A 16,874-nucleotide genomic window follows, 5' to 3' on the forward strand; every position below is an offset into this window, starting at 1 on the left:
TCACTGACCGTCACATACTTCACGGTGCCGCAACATCCACGGAGCGTCCACTGAGCGCTGACCACGACTTTCAGCACGAAACGAAAGAAGTCAGCCTGTGCCGTTCCTTCTTGACCCCGCCGACCCGCGCCCGCGTGCCGCAGCACGGCGCGGTTCCGTCGTCCTCGCCCTGGCCACAGCGCTCAGCATCGGTGCCGGGATGGTGACGACCGCTCAGGCGCTGACTCCCGAGAACCTGGCTTCGGCTCCCCACGGCGCGCCGGCTTCGGGCGCCCCCTCCCACCTGATCCCCAGCACGCCCGGGCAGTCCATCGTCACCAGGGAGAACCGCACGCCGATCGCGCCCGGCCTGAGTCTGACCCGGTTCGACCGGTTCGGGAAGGACGGCTGGGTGCGCGGACAGGTGCTCGTCGCGAACCTGGCCGACGACCGGCTGAGCGTCGACCACATCTCCTCCGGCACGGTCACCGGCAAGTCCCGGGTCACCGAACAGGCCGCGCGTACCGGGGCCGTGGCCGCCATCAACGGCGACTACTTCGACATGAACGACACCGAGGCACCCATCGGCGCGGCCGTGTCGCGCAAGGACGGTCTCGTCAACTCGCCCACCGAGGGCCGCAACCAGACCGTCGCCATCGGGGCGGACGGCATCGGCCGACTGGCCCAGGTCTTCCTCGAAGGCCAGGTCACCGTCGACGGCACCCGGGACCTCAAGCTGTCCGGTGTCAACGCACCGACCCTGGCGGCCGGCGGCATCGGACTGTTCACCGACCAGTGGGGCCCCGCGCCGCGCACCAAGCCCGTGGCCGGCGCCGACCGGGTCGCCGAGGTCTGGCTGCGGGACGGCAAGGTCACCGACGTGCGCACCTCCGTCAGCGGCGCCCCGATACCGGCCGGCACCAGCGTGCTGCTCGGACGGGAGGCGGGCGCCGACGCGTTGGCCGGGCTCGTGCCCGGTGACACCGTCGAGGTCGCCTACCGCCCGCGGGCCGACTTCGGTGAGGTCGCGGTCGCCGTCGGCGGTGGACAGGTGCTGGTCGCCGACGGAGTGGTGCAGCGCTTCACGGACGGTGACACGGTCACCGCCACGTCCCGGACCGGCGTGGGATTCTCCGCGGACGGCCGCACCATGTACCTGGTCGCGATCGACGGCAAGCAGACCGACAGCCGCGGCATGGACCTCAACGAGCTCGGCGCGTTCATGAAGGGTCTGGGCGCCGTCAACGCCCTGAACATGGACGGAGGCGGCTCGACCACCATGGCCGCCCGCATGCCGGGTGAGAGCACCACCGGCCTCGTCAACAGCCCCTCCGACGGCTCGGAGCGGCAGGTCGCCAACGGACTCGGCCTGTTCGCGGCCCCCGGGTCCGGCTCCGTGCGCGGCTACCGTGTGCTGCCCGCCCTGACGGCGGACGGCTCGGACCGGGTCTTTCCCGGCCTGCGCAGGACCGTGCGGGCCCTCGCCCACGACGAGACCTACGCGCCGCTGCCCACCGGACGGGTGCAGTGGCGCAGCGAGGGTGGCCGGGTGTCCGTCGACTCCCGCCGGGACGGCACGGCCGTCGTCACCGGACGGCGCTCCGGCACCGCCGAGGTCGTCGCCTCCTCCGGTCACCGCGCCGACGGACGGCAGGAGCTGACCGTGCTCGCGCCCGCCGTGGGGATCGCTCCGAGCAGGAGCCTGGTCGCGCTCGACGGCGCCGGCAAGGAGGCGCGTCTGACGATCACGGGCTACGACGCCCTCGGCGACTCCGCTCCGATCGAGGCGTCCGACGTCAAGGTCACCGGAGGTGAGGGCGTCGTGTCGGTGCGGCCCGCCGACGACGCCACGTTCACCGTCCAGGGCCTGGCCGACGGCGCCTCCACCACGCTGCGTCTGACCGTCGGCGACATGACCACCGACGTCGCGGTCACCGTCGGCCTGGCCGAGACGACCTTCGCGGACCTGTCCGACGCCGCCTCCTGGACGTCGGCGAACGACCGCGCCCCCGGCGGTTCGGTGGCCCCGGCCCCCGGTCGCGACGGTGCGCCCGGCCTCAAGTTGACGTACGACTTCACCAAGTCCACGGCCACGCGTGGCCAGTACGCCCTCCCGCCGCAGCAGATCCAGCTGCCCGGCCAGCCCCAGGCCGTCACGATGTGGATCCATGGCGACGGCAACGGCGCCTGGCCCCGGCTGCAGTACCGCACCGGGTCGGGTGTGACGGCGAACCTCGACGGCCCCACCATCACCTGGACGGGCTGGCGCAAGGTGGAGTTCCCGGTCCCCGCGGGCACCAGCTATCCGCTGACCTTCCAGCGGGTGCGACTGCTGGAGACCAGCGCCGCCCGCTCCTACACCGGTGAGGTCACGGTCAGCGACCTGAAGGTCAAGGTCGCCCCCGACGTGGAACTGCCCGTGCGGCCGACGGTCGCCGACCCGGTGGTGGTGACCGACGGCACCGTCGACGACCGTCCGCTGCGCGTCGCCGTCATGTCGGACGCCCAGTTCGTGGCCCGTGACCCCGACAGCCCGCTCGTCGAGGCGGCCCGGCGCACCCTCGCCGAGATCGCCGAGGCCCGGCCGGACCTGCTGGTCATCAACGGCGACCTCGTCGACGAGGGTTCCCCGGAGGACTTCGCGCTCGCCCGCAAGCTGCTCGACGAGTTCGACGCCCGCACCGGCAAGCGGATTCCCTGGCGGTACGTGCCCGGCAACCACGAGATCATGGGCCCCGGTTCCACCCGCAACTTCGAGGCCGAGTTCGGCGACACCACCTCGGCGTTCGACGTCGAGGGCACCCGCATCATCACGCTCGACTCCTCCAGCGGCACCCTGCGCGGCGGCGGCTTCACCCAGTTGCAGATGCTGCACGACCAGCTCGCGGACGCGGCCGACGACAGATCCGTCAGCGGCGTCGTGGTCTTCGAGCACCACCCCACCGAGGACCCGCTGCCGAACAAGGCCAGCCAGCTGGGCGACCGCAAGGAGGCGGCCCTGGTGGAGCAGTGGCTCGCCGACTTCCGTGCCGACAGCCACAAGTCCGCCGCGTTCGTCGGCTCCCACGCGGGTGTCTTCTCCGCCGCCTCCGTCGACGGCATCCCCTACCTGGTCAACGGCAACTCGGGCAAGAACCCGGCCGGCACGCCCGACAACGGTGGTTTCACCGGCTGGACGATGCTCGGCATCGACCCGCGGGAAGGGCGCGTCGGCGACCTGTTCGACGTACCGTCCGACGACTCCGAAGCGTGGCTGCGGGCCGAGGTGCACGCCCGTGCCGACTCGGTGGTGCTCAGCGCGCCCGCCACCCTCGACGTGGGCGAGCGGGCCGAGGCGTCGGCCACGATCACCCAGGACGGCACCCGCACCGTGCCGGTGGCCTGGCCGGTCAGCGCCGACTGGACCGGAAGCCGCGTCGACGTGGTGGGCGACGAGCGCGACCACCGTGACCACGGGGGAGCGCCGGTCGTCTCCTACGACCCGGCCACCGGAAGGCTCTTCGCGCGCCGTTCGGGCACGGCGGTGCTGCGGGTGACCGTCAACGGCGTCACCGCCGAGCGGCAGATCACGGTGCGCCACCGCTGACCCTCCCCGCCGGACGGTCGGCCTCCGCGTCGACCGTCCGGCACATCGCGTCCTCCCCGCCCGCCGACGTCGGCCGCACGGCAGGGGATGGACCCTCAGCCGCCTTCCCGTATTCACCCGCGGGGCCCGGCTCGATCGTCGCGGCTTCCTAATGTCGCGCACATGCCTCGTACCTCACGTACGTCTCGTTCACGCGTCGCGCTGCTGGCCTGCGCGCTGGTCGCCGTGTCCCTGCCGACACCCGTCTTCGCGGAGGGCTCCCCTGCGCCGGCCGCGTCCGGAGCCGACGCGGGCCGGGTCGTCGTCTCCGCCGACTTCTCCGGGAACACCCTGCCCCAGGGGTTCAAGGCGGTGGAGGGCGGCTGGCAGGTGAAGGACGGCCGCCTGTACGGCAGTTCGGCGAACTCCGCGCAGCAGAGCCGCATCACCTTCGGCGAGCACCTCGACGACTTCCGGATCGAGGTCACCGCGCGCTTCGAGTCGGCCGTCGACGCCGGCCGCTGGACCGCGATGGGCCTCGACCTGCCGGCGAGCGGGGCCGTCCCCTGGTCCATCGCCACCATGCGGACCGGCACCACGGCCGCCAACGGCCTGGAGTTCGCCCAGCGCACGACCTCGAACGCCTGGAACGTCACCGACACCCACGCGGCGCCCTTCGCCGCGAGTACCGGCAAGGACGTGCGGATAGCCGCCGAGGTCCACGGCGCCCGGGCCGTCTGGTACTTCGACGGCAAGGAGGTCATGCGGACCTCCAAGGTCGCCCGCTCCGCCGACGGCGTCCAGGGCCTGCTGGTGAACGGCGCCTCCGTCTCCTACGACGACCTCGAGGTGACCGAACTCCCGCCGCGGAGCTACATCCGGCCGGCCGGAGTGCCGCTGACCGTCATCGCCCACCGCGGCGCGTCCTCGGCCGCCCCCGAGAACACCCTGGTCTCCCAGGAGATCGCCCGCCGGGGCGGCGCCGACTTCATCGAGAACGACGTCCAGCCCAGCAAGGACGGCGTGCCCTACATCCTCCACGACCCCACCGTGGACCGCACCACCGACGGCACGGGTCCGATCCGCTCGCTGACCTCCGCCCAACTCGACGCCCTCGACGCCGGATCCTGGTTCGCGCCCCCCTACAAGGGCGCACGCGTCCCGACGCTGGCCGCCCAGCTGGACGACCTGCGCACGCGGGGTGGCGACCTGCTGCTGGAGATCAAGGGTGCCCACACCAAGGCAGAGGTGGCCACCATCGTCGACACCATTCGCGCGCACGGCATGACCGGACGGGTCTTCGTGCAGAGCTTCGAGGTCGACGCCCTGCGCCACACCCACGAACTCGCCCCGGAGCTGCCGCTCGGCCTGCTGCGCAGCACCCTGGACGCGGACCCGGTGGCCCTCGCCGAGGAACTGCACCTGTCCGCCTACAACCCGTCGGACGACGCGCTCGGCAAGAGGCCGTCCGTCATCGCGGACCTGCACGGGGCCGGCGTGGCCGTGATGGTGTGGACCGTGGACAGCGCCGACCGCTGGAAGGCGCTGGAGAGCGCGGGGGTCGACGCGATCATCACCAACCGTCCGACCGAGCTGTACGGCTGGAACCAGGCCTACCGGCAAGCCCGGTCGGCGCCCCCGGCCGAGCCGAAGGTCGCCCTCACCTCCCCGGCCGCCGACGCGGTGCTGGACCGCGCGCAGTCGCCGCTGGCGACCGTGCGGAGCGACTTCGCGGACTCCGTGACCCTCACCCTCGACGGCAGGCCCGTACCGGCCGGAGCCCGGCTGGACCTGACCGCCCTCACGGCCGGGACGCACACGCTGCGCGCCGTGGCGTCGGGTGCCGGCGGAACCGCCGAGGACACCCGGACCTTCACCCTGAAGGCCACCCCGACGGGCCTGGCGCACCTGATCTTCACCTCGGGTGCCAAGGAGTCCGCCGTCGGCTCGATGACGGCGATGCTGGGGCTGAAGCAGTACTCGGCCCTCGCGACCTGGGCGAAGGTGCAGTCCGGCAGGTCCCTGGACCCGGATCGCGCGGCTCTGATCGGCGGCGACGCCCGTGCCCTCGCCCCGTAGCCCTGGATCAGGCGAAGCAGGTCTCCGCGGCACGCTCGGCGATCATCACGGTGGGGGCGTGGATGTTGCCGCGGGGGAGTGCGGGCATCACCGAGGCGTCCACCACGCGCAGACCCGAGATGCCGTGCACACGCAGCAAGGGGTCGACCACTGACTCCTCGTCGGCACCGGCACGACAGGTGCCTGCCGGGTGATTGGTGGAGATGGTCGCCGCGCGCGCCGCGTCCAGCAGCGCCGCCTTGTCGCAGGCGGTGGGGAAGGAGGGCGGGCCGAGCAGCGCCCGCATGACGGGGCTCTCGCACAGCTCCAGAGCGCGGCGCATCCCCTCCACGACCAACTCCCGGTCGACGGCGGCCTCGAAGAAGCGGGCGTCGATGACCGGTGCCGCCGCGGGGTCGCTGGACGCCAGCCGCACGGCGCCCCGGCTCCGCGGCGTCAGCAGTGTCACCAGACAGGAGAAGCCGGGCGCGCTGTTGCCCAGCAGGTCGACGAGCATCGGTGTCAGCTCGATGTCCGGGGCCGGGGCGCCTTCGCCGCAGCGCAGGAAGGCCCCGGCCTGGCCGACCGACGCGAGCGGCCCGCGGCGCTCCCGGGCGTACAGCGCCTGGTCGGCCGCACTGCCGTACGCCTCCGGCCAGGTGACACCTCTTAGGACGGGCCAGCCGATCAGCGCGGACAGGTGGTCCTGGAAGCCGGCGCCCACCCCGGGCAGATCCTGCAGCACGTCGATGCCGAGGTCGGCCAGGTGGTCGGCGGGGCCGATCCCCGACAGCATGAGCAGGTGCGGTGTCCGCAGCGCGCCTGCCGAGAGGACCACCGCGTTCGCGCGGACCGTCACGACCGTGCCGGCGGCGTCGGCGTACTCGACGCCGGTCGCCCGTGTCCCCCGGAACAGGACCCGGCGGACCAGGGCTCCGGTACGCACGGTGAGGTTGGCACGGTTCATGACCGGGTGCAGGTAGCCGCGGGCGGCGCTGTGCCGTTCACCGTCACGCACGTTGCTGTAGAGCAGCCCCACGCCGTCGAGTCGTTCGCCGTTGAAGTCCCGGTTCAACGGCAGCCCGTACTCCACCCCCGCGGCGATGAACGCGAGGGACAGGGGGTTGACGTCCTTGGGCGTGGTGACCGGGATCGGCCCGCCCGTGCCGTGGAGGTCGGAGGCGCCGAACTCGTGGTCCTCCGAGCGGCGGAAGCTGGGGAGGACCTCGTGCCAGCTCCAGCCTGTCATGCCGCTCTCGGCCCACCCGTCGTAGTCCAAGGGGTGCCCGCGGTACCACGCCTGGTAGTTGATGGAGCCGCCGCCTCCCAGAACGCGGCCGGCGGAGAGGGGGACGCGCCGTCCGCCGAGCTGCTCCTGGGGCACCGTCTCGTAGCTCCAGTCGAGATCCCCGCGCAGCAGTCCGTTCAGCACCCCGTGCGGCGGAGCGATCCGGGGGTCGGTGTCGGCGGGGCCGGCCTCCAGCAGCAGCACTTGGCGATCGGGGTCGGCGCTGAGCCGCGCGGCGAGCACGCTGCCCGCGGCGCCACCACCGACGATGACGAGGTCGAACAGCGGGTCGTCGCGCCGCGGTGTCATACCGGTTCCTGGCGAATCGGCCATGGCCATGTCTCCTCCAGGAGCCATCAGCACGGTGCTCTGCGCCGAACATTTGCCAGGCTAACAAAGAAGCGGAGAACTGTCCTGTTATGTCCGCGGCTCACGGCTGACGCTCGCCGCACGCCTGTGACCTGGGGCGATTCCGCGGACGGTGCCGACAGCGGCCGGTTGAGGGCAGTCGGCAGGACTACACCGGCGGTGCTTCTCCGTCCGCGGCGGCGGCCTGCAGGGCCGCGGCGAGACGGGACACCGGTTCGGTCGGCGGCTGGGGCAGCCGGGCCAGGACCAGGCGGCGTCGCTCCTGCGGGCCGCCCCGCACGGGCAGGACGCGTACGCCGGGCGGCGCCACCCGCGCCAGGGTGGAAGGGACGGTGGTCAACCCACAACCGGAGGCCACGAGGTGCAGTTTCGCCAGCCAGTCCCGGGCCGTATGGACGATCTCGGGCCGCTCGTCCAGGCCCGGCCACACCCCCAGCAGACGGTCGGCGCCGGAGGCCGAACCGGCGATCCAGCGCTGTCCGCGCAGGTCGTCCACGTCGACGAAGTCGCCGCGGGCGAGCGGGTGCGCCGTCGGCACGGCCAGGCACAGGGTGCGTTCGCTGAGCGTCCGAAGGACCAGCGCGGGCGACTCGGTGTCAGGTGCGCGAAACGGTGGAGCCGACGACAGCAGCGCGAGATCGATGCTCCCCGCCCGCAGGGCGCGGGTCAGCGCCGGTGTACCCCCTTCGCGGCTGACGACGTGCAGGTCCGGGGCGCTGCGCCGTAGTTCCGCGAGGGCGTGGGGCACCACCGTCGTGCCGGCGACGGGCACCCAGCCGAGGCGTACGGTGCCGCCCCGCACGGGCATGCCCGACAGCTCGCGGGCGGTCGCGTCGATCTGGTCCAGCACCACCGTGGCGCGACGCATGACGACCCGCCCTGCCGCGGTCAGCCGTGCGCCGTCGTGCCGCCTCTCCACCAGCGTCGCGCCCGCGGCCCGCTCGACCGAGGCGATCTGCCGGGAGACCGCCGACTGCGTGTAGCCCAGGGCGGCCGCGGCCGCGGTGAACGTGCCCTGCTCGGCCACCGCGCGGAAGACCCGCAGGGAGATCAGGGAGACATCGGTGAAGTCCATGATGTCTCCGCATACTACCTATGCGGCATTCTCGTGGACTTGACGGAACCCGAACCAAGGCCAAGCGGACAAAAGGTATATTCTCGACGCCGTGACGGCGCGCGTGAATTCATCCGACTCCGCACCCGGCGCCAGGACGATCTCAGCACGTCTGGACCGTCTGCCCGTCCTGCCTGTGCACCGACTCGCGGTGGCCCTGATCGGTTTCGGGCTCTTCTTCGACATCTACGAGATCTTCCTGGCCGGCACCCTCTCCGTCGTGCTGACGTCGGCGTTCGCAGTGTCCGGCCTCGCGCTCAAGGCGGTGCTCGCCGGCGCGTTCGTCGGGCAGTTCTTCGGCGCCGTCCTCTTCGGACGCCTCGGCGACCGGCTGGGGCGGCGGCGCACCTTCCTGATCAACCTGACGCTCTACTCGACGGCGTCCTTCCTCGGCGGGCTCTCGCCGAACTCCCTGACGCTCGTCGTCACCCGGTTCTTCGCCGGACTCGGCATCGGGGCCGAACTGGCGCTCGCCGACACCTACCTGTCCGACCTGCTGCCGGCCAAGATCCGCGGCAAATACGTCGCCTTCGCCTACACCGTCGGCTTCCTCGGGGTGCCCGTAGCCGGCTTCCTGGCGAGCCGGCTGGTCTCTCTCCAGCCGCTCGGTGTGGCCGGATGGCGCTGGATGTTCTTCTTCGGCGGCCTGGGCGCCCTGTTGGTGGGGGTGCTGCGGCGCTCGCTGCCCGAGTCGCCCCGCTGGCTGGAGTCGGTCGGCCGGTTCGACGAAGCGGAGCGCCTCGTCGTGCGATGGGAGCGGACGGCGACGCGTCACGGGGCGGACCTGCCGCCACCGCGGGACGCCCAACTGCCCCTCCCGCCACGGCGTCCGTCCGTGCGGACGTTGTTCACCGGCGTGCTCGCACGTCGCACCCTGATGCAGTGGACGATCAACGCGCTCCAGGTCTTCGGCTATTACGGATTCGGCACCCTGGCGCCCCTGGTGCTGCAGAGCAAGGGATACTCGGTCGTCGCGTCCCTGGGATTCCTCGCCCTCACCTACATCGGTTACCCGGTGGGCTCGTTGCTCTCGCTGCCCGTCATCGAGCGCGTGGAACGCAAGGTGCTCATTGCCGCGAGTGCCCTCGCCATGGCCGTCTCGGGGCTGCTCTTCGGCCTCGGCTCGTCGACGGTCTCGATCGTGGCATGGGGGTTCGTCTTCACCGCGGTGAGCAACCTCTTCGCCAACGCGTTCCACACCTACCTCGGCGAGGTCTACCCGACGGCGCTGCGGTCGACCGCGGTGGGCACCGCGTACTCGATCAGCCGGCTCGTCACCGCCCTCCTGCCCTTCGTACTGATCCCGGTACTCGACCGCTTCGGCGCCGTCACCGTCTACACGGTCGTCGCCCTGGCGCTCGGCCTGCTCGCGGTCGACGTGCTGCTCCTCGGCCCCCGCACCACCGGGCTGCCTCTGGAGGCCGTCACCGGTGAACCCTCGGAACAGACACCGCTGGGACACGGCGCCAGGCCGGCCCCGCAGAGCCCGGGCGGCGGATCGTGAACGCCCCCGCGCGGACCGTCAGCGTCGACGGCGTACGCCAGGTCTACCGGATCGCGGGAGAGGGCCCCGTGTGCCTCGTGCACTCCGGGGGCCCCGGAGTGCACCCGCAATACCTGCGGATGCCGGCTCTGGAACGCGATCTGACCCTGGTGTACGTGGATCCGGTCGGCTCGGGCGACAGCGCCCGGCTTCCGGACGGCGACTACTCCATGTCTCGCTACGCGCGCTTCGCCGAAGCCGTACTGGACGACATGGGCGTGGCGACCGGCTACTTCCTCGGCCACTCGCACGGCGGGTGCGTGGCCCTCCAGTTCGCCCTCGACCGTCCGGGCCGCCTCGACGGACTGATCCTCTACGACACCGCGCCCCTGTACGGACGGGAGTTGCGCGAGACCGCGACCCGGGAGATGGCGGCCTTCGTCGCGCGCTGGCCGGGTCGTCCGGAGGCGGCCCGGGCGGGCCGGATGTGGGACGCCGTCAATGTGGCACGCACGCTGGAGATCGGCGGCGACGCGTCCTACCGGCGGTACCTGGACGCCATCCTGCCCGCCTACTTCGCCGACCACCGCAGGACGACCGGCCGCACGGGTGCGTTCCGGCTCGCCGCCACCTACGACCCGAACCGCCTGCCGGTGACGTGGGACGTACGGGACCGGCTGGGCACGATCGCCGTGCCGGCACTGGTGGTCGTGGGCGCCTACGACTTCATCTGCCCGCCCCGCTTCGCCCACGAGATGCACGCGGCCATGCCGAACGCGCGGCTGTGCGAGCTCGACGCGAGCGGCCACCTCGGGCACATCGAGCAGCCGGACGAGTTCACCTCCGCCGTGGCGGACTTCGTCGAGGACCAGGAGAACCAAGGGAACCAGGGGAACCAGGGGAACCAGGAGAAGGGAACGCGGACATGACCACCAACGTACCGATCACCTTGGCCGAGCAGACCGAAATCGCGGCCTACGCCGACTTCGTGACCGGGGCTCCGGCACCGGTGCGGGACACGCTGGGCATCGCCTCGCACCGCGTGGGCTCGGCACTGGCGCTGGCGATCCGCGAGGATCCCAGCCGCTTCTTCAACCGGGCCGGCGGCTTCGGCGCCGGGGAACCGGTCACGGTGGACGCCGTGACGGAGGTGTGCGACTTCTTCCGCGAGCAGGGCCTGTCCCAGGGCGCGTTCATGATCGCGCCCTCGCTGCTCCCGTCCGACTGGGCCACGACCGTCGACAAGCTGCACCTCGGCCAGGGCGACCGCTTTGCCAAGCTGGGATGCAATGTCGAGGCCGCGCTGTCGGCGGTCGACGGCGTCGCGACGCTCCGACCCGGGCTGCGCGTCGGCCCGGTCGAGCCTCGGCAGGCCGAGGAGTGGGCCACCGTCATGATGACCACGTTCGGTTTCACCGCACCAGGCATGACCGACATGGCCGCGTCCTGCGTGGGCAGGCCGGACTGGGAGCAGTTCGCCGTGTGGGACGGCGAGCGGATCATCGCGGTGGGGAGCGTCTTCGTCAACGGTGAGTGCGCCGACATGTTCGGTGGGGCGACGCTCCCGGAAGGCCGCGGCCGCGGCGCCCAGTCGGCCCTGCTCACCGCCCGCGCCCGCGCGGCCCAGGCCGCGGGCTGCCGATGGCTCGTCGCCGAGACCGGCGCGGAGAGGCCAGGCGACCACAACACCTCTCTGCACAACATGCTGCGCTCCGGATTCGAGCCGCTGTACGAGCGCGCCACCTGGCTCTGGAAGGACTGAGAAGCCATGACGGTTACCGCATGGGCACCATGAACCGCTGTCGTTGGACTCATGGCCGGCGTCCGAGTTCGCCACCAATTACGGCCACTTCGCCCTGGCCACCGGACTGCACGACGCGCTCGCCGCCGTCGTCCGGGACGACGTGGACTTCGCCTTCCGGTGTCCTGTTCGACTTCGCCTTCCGGTGTCCTGTTCGCCGTGGAGGCGACGCGCCGCTGGGCCGACGACCGCATCACCGCCGACGCCGTGATGCCGGGGACGATCCTCACGAACCTCCAGCGGCACACCGATGGCCGGGGGAGCGGCAGGGTGCCCGCGCGGCTGATGGAGACGGTCGCACAGGGGGCGGCGAACTCGGTCCTCGTCGCCACCTCACCCCTCCTCAAGGGGGTCGGCGGCCGCTACTCCCGGGGGCGCAGCCCGTCGATCACCAGCTCCATGATGCGATCCGCCTGCTCGGCGCCGTCCTCGCCCGGGGCGACGCGCCACAGGAAGCCCATCACCAGCAGGACGTCGGCGGCGTCCAGACCGGCGCGCAGGTCGCCGTTCTCCACGCAGGCGCCCAGAAGGCTCGCCACCGCTCTGGTGACGGGTTCGTAGGTCGCGTTGATGGAGTCCTGCACTGCCGCGTTGTGCAGGGCCTCGCCCAGGCCGTGCTTGAGTCGCACGTACCGGGCCAGGGTGTGGAACCAGACGCGGAACGCCGCGAGCGGCGGGTGCTCGGAAAGGACCTGAGGAACGGAGTCGACGAGTCGCTGGACGTCGTGCCGGTAGACCGCCAGGATCAGGGCCTCCCGGGTGGGGAAGTGCCGGTACAGGGTGCCGGGACCGATGCCCGCCCGCTTGGCGATGGTGTTGAGCGAGGTCGCCCCGTCCTCCGTGAACGCGTCATGTGCCACGCGCAGAATGTGCTCTCGGTTCTTGAGGGCATCGGCCCGCATGCCTCTGTCGGTCTCGGCCAAGCGTTCCTCCCGCGGTGCTGTCGACCGAAGTAGGTACCCATATTTGCGACCGCTAACCCGCTGAGGGTGCCAGCAGTGGTATTACCTTTCGCGCTTGACCGTGCCTCGATGGTGGCCGGAATGTTGAGCGTGTCATCGACCGAGTGAACGGCTCAGCCAGAAGGTGCGACGTCATGGCTGATGAGAGCAGGAAACTGCGAGTGGGTTTCGTGGGCCTCGGCGACATCGGCGAGCCCATGGCGCGGCGCATTCTGCTGGCCGGCTTCCCGACGACGCTCTGGGCCCGCCGTACGGCCGGTCTGGCCCCGTTCGACGGGTCGCCCTATCGCCGAGCCGTGGACCTCGCCGAGCTCGGGCGGCTCAGCGAGGTCGTGGGCGTCTGCGTCTTCGGTGAGCAGGACGTCAGCGAGGTGGTGCTCGGAGAGTCCGGCATCCTGGCGGGGATGAGCCCGGGCGGCGTCCTCGTGGTGCATTCGACCGTGACGGTCGACTACGTGGTGGAGCTGGCGCGTCGCTGTGCGCCGCACGGCGTCACCGTGCTGGACGCGCCGGTCGCAGGCTTTCGCCAGCGTGCCGTCTCGGGCCAGCTGACCGTCATGGTGGGAGGTCCTGCCGAGGCGTTCAGGCGGGTGCGTCCCGTACTGGAGTCCTTCGGCTCGCACGTGGAGCACCTGGGGCCGGTCGGACACGGTCTGGCGATGAAGGGGCTGAACCAGGCGCTCCTCCTCGCCAACGTCCACTCGGCGGTCCTCGCTCTGGAGGCCGGACGACGGCTCGGGATGGACCCGGAGGCGACCGAAAGGATGCTGCGCACGGCGACCGGAGGCAGTTTCGGGATGGAACTCCTGGTCGGGAGGCTCCTCAAGGACCCCCGGTTCGCCCAGCTCGCCGCCGGTATCGCCGGCAAGGACCTCGCGGTCTTCGACGAGCTGTGCCGCTCCGCGGGTGTCTCGGGCGTCGAGCTGCACGATCTGGCGACCCGCGGCGTGGAGTTCATGTCCGGGTTCTCGAAGGAGTCCGAGTCGTTGTGACGCCCCCTTTCACCGGGGGAGGCCGTCACCCGAGGGGGAAGGAGACGCCCGTCAGTCGTTCGGACAGGTTCCACAACTCGGCTGCCAGAGTGGCGTCCTGGGCGGTGGCGCTCCGGGGGACCAGGGTCGGTCGGCCGCGCTGTCCGCCCCGACCGTCGGGACCGACGTAGCCGGCGCCCGGCAGGTCCCGGGTGACCGCGAACAGGGTGGGCCGCGCCCCGTCGGTCTCGCTCTGCATGACGAGACGGCCCACGGTCGCCGCGACGACCTTCATGGCGGGGCCCAGATGCCGGTTCAGTCCGGTGGTCGCCGCTCCGGGGTGAGCCGCGAGCGCGAGGAGGCCGGTGCCCGCCGTCACCAGCCGCCGTTGCAGTTCCAGCGTGAAGAGCAGGTTGGCGAGCTTCGACTGCCCGTATGCGGCCGAGGGACGGTAGCGCCGGTGCTCCCCATGGGGGTCGGACAGGTCGAGCGTGGCGTTCCTGTGGGCGTTGGAGGCGATGGTGACGACGCGGTCGGTGATGCGTGGCAGCAACAGGTTGGTCAGGGCGAAGTGCCCCAGGTGGTTGATGCCGAAGTGCGTCTCGAACCCGTCCGCCGTCCTGCCGAGGGGGACGTGGGCCACGCCGGCGTTGTTGATCAGGACGTCGACCCGGTCGCCGAAGGAGTCCGCGAACTCCCGGACGGACGCGAGATCGGCGAGGTCGAGCCGGCGCAGTTCCGTCGAGCCGGGCAACCGCTCGGCGATCGGGCGAGCCCGGGGTAGGTCGCGGACGGCCATCACGACGTGGGCCCCGGCCGCGGCGAGCGCGCGGGCGGTTTCGAGACCTATGCCGCTGTTCGCCCCGGTGATGATCACCGTGCGTCCGGTCTGCGGCGGAAGGTCGTCAGCCGCCTCAGGGGCGGTACCGAGTGAACTGGTCATGCCCCCCAATGTATTCATCGACTACATTGTAGTCAATGAATACACTGCGCTAGATTGGGGGCCATGACCGAAGCGCGCCCCTATCACCACGGGAACCTCCGCAGCGCCCTGTTGCAGCAGGCCGAGATCGTCCTGGACCAACGCGGGGTCGAAGGCCTCTCCCTGCGCGAACTGGCGCGAGAGGCGGGTGTCAGCAACGGCGCCCCTCGCCGCCACTTCGCGGACAAGGGCGCACTGCTGGACGCGCTCGCCGAGGAGGGCTACGAGCGGCTGGGCCGCAGACTCGACGCGGCGCTCGACGCGGCCGAGGGCGACATCACGCAACGCCTCGTCGTCTTCGCCCGGACCTACGTCGAGTTCGGCGTCGAACACGGCGCTCTGCTCGGCCTGATGCACCGGCCCAAGGGCGAGGGCGACGACCGTCTGCGGTCCGCGAACGACCGGGCCTTCGCGGCGCCGGTACGGCTGCTGGCGGACGCGCGGGAACGCGGCCTCATCGAAGCGGACGACACCGGCCGGATGGACATGACGCTGCTGGCGCTCCTCCAGGGCCTCACCGTGCTCGCCGGCATGGGGATGCACGGCGACCGCCCCCTCGACACACTCGTGAGCGGCAGCATCGAGACGTTGATGGCCGGCCTGCGGCCACGCTGAGCGGCGAGGCCGGATCCCGGCAGCGCGAGTGTCTCGTTCCTGGGCCGACCCTCGAGTGGGAGAGTGGAAGGCTGAGGGGTGAGGCTGGTCGGAAGACGGAGGATGCTGTGGACTGGGAGACGTTCGCACGAGACATGGCGGACATGGCGCGGGACTTGCTGGCGCAGGACTCGGTGGACGCAACGCTCGAAAGGATCACGGCTTCCGCCACCGAACTGGTCGAGGGCTGTGACGCCGCCGGCATTCTGATCCTCCAGGGCAAGCGGGTGCGGAGCCTCGCCCCCACCGAGCAGCTCGTGACCGACAGCGACCAACTCCAGGAGCGCCTGCAGGAGGGCCCGTGCTTCGACGCGGCCCGCCCGCACTTCCAGGAGAGGGTCTTCCGCATCGCGGACTTCACCACGGAACAGCAGCGGTGGCGCGCATTCGCACCGCAGGCACGGGAGCTGGGGCTGGGCAGCATGATGGGCTTCCTGCTCTACACCGACGCCGAAGAACTCGGGGCGTTGAACATCTACTCCCGCCGTCCCGGAGCCTTCACCGACGTCAGCGAGACGGCGGGCTGGCTGCTCGCCTCGCACGCGGCGGTCGCCTTCGCCGGCGCCCGCTCGCACGCGCAGATGCAGCAGGCCGTCGACACCCGGCACACCATCGGTGAGGCGATGGGCATCCTCATGGGCAGCCACCGCCTCACCGAGGAACAGGCCTTCGACGTGCTGCGCCGGTACTCCCAGGAGCACAACGTCAAGCTGCGCGAGGTCGCTCGCCGGGTGTGCGAGACGGGCACCCTCTCCTGATCCCGCGAGGCCGGGACCCGACGCCGGTTCTGGGCCGACCGTCGCTCACAGTGCGGCGACGATCTCGGCGACCTCCCTGGCCCGCACCAGATGGGGGAAGTGCCCGCTGTCCGGCAGCACCGTCACCTCGGCGCCCGGCAGCACGGTCAGAAGCCAGTCGCGGTACGAGGCCGCCGGCTCCATCCCGCTGACATGGTGGTAGGCCACGCCGCGAGCCCTGAGCGACTCCATGTCCCGCACCCGCTGCCGGGTGAGTTCGTCCGCCGGTGTGGTCAGCAACTCGTCCCAGTAGCCGAGCAGAAGATCCTGCCGGGGCGTCGTCGCCGTGTCGACCAGCGTCCGCGCGTCCGGCGGCAGCAGATCCGTCCCCAGGCCTCGGAGCAGCCGGTCCCAGACCTCGCCGAACGCGGGACCGCGCAACGTCGGCTCCGCCTGGAGCAGGAGGTCCCGGAACGGCCCCGCCAGCAGCGGCTGGTCGATGTTGACGACGGCGGCGGCCGGGTACGCGGCCGCGTACACGGTGGCCAGCACGCCGCCCAGGGAGTGACCCACCACGACCGGTGTGCCGAGCCCCGCCTGGGTCACCGCCTCGTGCAGTTGCTCGGCGACCTCGGCCGCATGGTACCTGGAGCGAGGGGCCGAGCCGCCGTGCCCCGGCAGGTCGAGGGCGAGGACACGGCGGCCGGGGTCCACGCTCTCCAGCTCCGCGAGCAGCGGTCCCCACTGCCGACGGTCGTAGGAGAGGCCGTGCAGAAGGACCACCGCAGGGCGCGCGTCGGAGGTCCCGTGGAGGTCGGCGGCAAGACCGGCGAGGGTGGTGCGGTGCGTGTCGGGCATGGGGAATCCTGTCTCAGAGGTGTCACCAGGCGAGGCGTAACCCCCTGCCGAAC

13 protein-coding genes are annotated in these 16,874 nt (G+C 71.6%); 8 read left to right on the top strand and 5 right to left on the bottom strand.

What is annotated here, in order from left to right:
- Positions 1 to 97: 97 nt before the first annotated feature.
- Both ACZ7LV_RS03190 and ACZ7LV_RS03195 read left to right on the top strand, forming a co-directional pair.
- Complete coding sequence (locus ACZ7LV_RS03190; protein WP_471935141.1) at positions 98 to 3,565, top strand: phosphodiester glycosidase family protein; 3,468 nt, start codon at positions 98 to 100, stop codon at positions 3,563 to 3,565.
- 162 nt (positions 3,566 to 3,727) lie between these two features.
- Complete coding sequence (locus ACZ7LV_RS03195) at positions 3,728 to 5,623, top strand: glycerophosphodiester phosphodiesterase family protein (protein ID WP_471935143.1); 1,896 nt, start codon at positions 3,728 to 3,730, stop codon at positions 5,621 to 5,623.
- 7 nt (positions 5,624 to 5,630) lie between these two features.
- Here the strand turns inward: ACZ7LV_RS03195 and ACZ7LV_RS03200 are convergent, their stop codons facing one another.
- On the bottom strand, positions 5,631 to 7,223 hold the full coding sequence (locus ACZ7LV_RS03200) for a GMC family oxidoreductase (RefSeq protein WP_471935144.1): 1,593 nt from the start codon (positions 7,221 to 7,223) through the stop codon (positions 5,631 to 5,633).
- A gap of 184 nt (positions 7,224 to 7,407) precedes the next feature.
- Complete coding sequence (locus ACZ7LV_RS03205; RefSeq protein WP_471935146.1) at positions 7,408 to 8,334, bottom strand: LysR family transcriptional regulator; 927 nt, start codon at positions 8,332 to 8,334, stop codon at positions 7,408 to 7,410.
- 91 nt (positions 8,335 to 8,425) lie between these two features.
- Here ACZ7LV_RS03205 and ACZ7LV_RS03210 point away from each other — a divergent pair, with 91 nt between their 5' ends.
- From ACZ7LV_RS03210 to ACZ7LV_RS03220, 3 genes are read left to right on the top strand one after another with little or no spacing between them, the layout of a single operon-like run.
- Positions 8,426 to 9,877 carry an MFS transporter gene (locus tag ACZ7LV_RS03210; protein ID WP_471935148.1) on the top strand — a complete coding sequence of 484 codons (1,452 nt, stop codon included), beginning with the start codon at positions 8,426 to 8,428 and terminating at the stop codon, positions 9,875 to 9,877.
- Positions 9,874 to 10,785, top strand: coding sequence for an alpha/beta fold hydrolase (locus tag ACZ7LV_RS03215; RefSeq protein ID WP_471935149.1), 912 nt, complete (start codon positions 9,874 to 9,876; stop codon positions 10,783 to 10,785). The genes ACZ7LV_RS03210 and ACZ7LV_RS03215 overlap by 4 nt, the downstream gene beginning before the upstream one ends.
- Entirely contained in the window at positions 10,782 to 11,618 is an 837-nt protein-coding gene (locus ACZ7LV_RS03220; protein ID WP_471935151.1) for a GNAT family N-acetyltransferase, read from the top strand. Before ACZ7LV_RS03215 ends, ACZ7LV_RS03220 begins: the two co-directional genes overlap by 4 nt.
- A gap of 401 nt (positions 11,619 to 12,019) precedes the next feature.
- Here the strand turns inward: ACZ7LV_RS03220 and ACZ7LV_RS03225 are convergent, their stop codons facing one another.
- Complete coding sequence (locus tag ACZ7LV_RS03225; protein ID WP_471935152.1) at positions 12,020 to 12,517, bottom strand: TetR/AcrR family transcriptional regulator; 498 nt, start codon at positions 12,515 to 12,517, stop codon at positions 12,020 to 12,022.
- Between the two features lie 236 nt (positions 12,518 to 12,753).
- Here ACZ7LV_RS03225 and ACZ7LV_RS03230 point away from each other — a divergent pair, with 236 nt between their 5' ends.
- On the top strand, positions 12,754 to 13,611 hold the full coding sequence (locus ACZ7LV_RS03230) for an NAD(P)-dependent oxidoreductase (RefSeq protein ID WP_471935154.1): 858 nt from the start codon (positions 12,754 to 12,756) through the stop codon (positions 13,609 to 13,611).
- 25 nt (positions 13,612 to 13,636) lie between these two features.
- Here the strand turns inward: ACZ7LV_RS03230 and ACZ7LV_RS03235 are convergent, their stop codons facing one another.
- Entirely contained in the window at positions 13,637 to 14,533 is an 897-nt protein-coding gene (locus ACZ7LV_RS03235; protein WP_471935155.1) for an oxidoreductase, read from the bottom strand.
- 63 nt (positions 14,534 to 14,596) lie between these two features.
- Between ACZ7LV_RS03235 and ACZ7LV_RS03240 the strand changes: the two genes are divergently transcribed.
- On the top strand, positions 14,597 to 15,187 hold the full coding sequence (locus ACZ7LV_RS03240; RefSeq protein WP_471935157.1) for a TetR/AcrR family transcriptional regulator: 591 nt from the start codon (positions 14,597 to 14,599) through the stop codon (positions 15,185 to 15,187).
- A 107-nt stretch (positions 15,188 to 15,294) separates the two neighbouring features.
- Positions 15,295 to 15,984, top strand: coding sequence for a GAF and ANTAR domain-containing protein (locus tag ACZ7LV_RS03245; RefSeq protein WP_471935159.1), 690 nt, complete (start codon positions 15,295 to 15,297; stop codon positions 15,982 to 15,984).
- Positions 15,985 to 16,029: 45 nt separating this feature from the next.
- Here the strand turns inward: ACZ7LV_RS03245 and ACZ7LV_RS03250 are convergent, their stop codons facing one another.
- Positions 16,030 to 16,821, bottom strand: a complete 792-nt coding sequence (locus ACZ7LV_RS03250; protein ID WP_471935160.1) for an alpha/beta fold hydrolase — start codon at positions 16,819 to 16,821, stop codon at positions 16,030 to 16,032.
- Positions 16,822 to 16,874 lie beyond the last annotated feature (53 nt).

The organism is Streptomyces sp. NPDC107562, from assembly GCF_055657325.1.

Excerpts from the sequence above, each read along its gene's own strand:
- ACZ7LV_RS03240 (WP_471935157.1), top strand. The coding sequence starts at position 14,597 with ATGACCGAAGCGCGCCCCTATCACCACGGGAACCTCCGCAGCGCCCTG.
- ACZ7LV_RS03250 (WP_471935160.1), bottom strand. The coding sequence starts at position 16,821 with ATGCCCGACACGCACCGCACCACCCTCGCCGGTCTTGCCGCCGACCTC.
- ACZ7LV_RS03230 (WP_471935154.1), top strand. The coding sequence starts at position 12,754 with ATGGCTGATGAGAGCAGGAAACTGCGAGTGGGTTTCGTGGGCCTCGGC.
- ACZ7LV_RS03205 (WP_471935146.1), bottom strand. The coding sequence starts at position 8,334 with ATGGACTTCACCGATGTCTCCCTGATCTCCCTGCGGGTCTTCCGCGCG.
- ACZ7LV_RS03200 (WP_471935144.1), bottom strand. The coding sequence starts at position 7,223 with ATGGCCGATTCGCCAGGAACCGGTATGACACCGCGGCGCGACGACCCG.
- ACZ7LV_RS03235 (WP_471935155.1), bottom strand. The coding sequence starts at position 14,533 with ATGACCAGTTCACTCGGTACCGCCCCTGAGGCGGCTGACGACCTTCCG.
- ACZ7LV_RS03195 (WP_471935143.1), top strand. The coding sequence starts at position 3,728 with ATGCCTCGTACCTCACGTACGTCTCGTTCACGCGTCGCGCTGCTGGCC.
- ACZ7LV_RS03220 (WP_471935151.1), top strand. The coding sequence starts at position 10,782 with ATGACCACCAACGTACCGATCACCTTGGCCGAGCAGACCGAAATCGCG.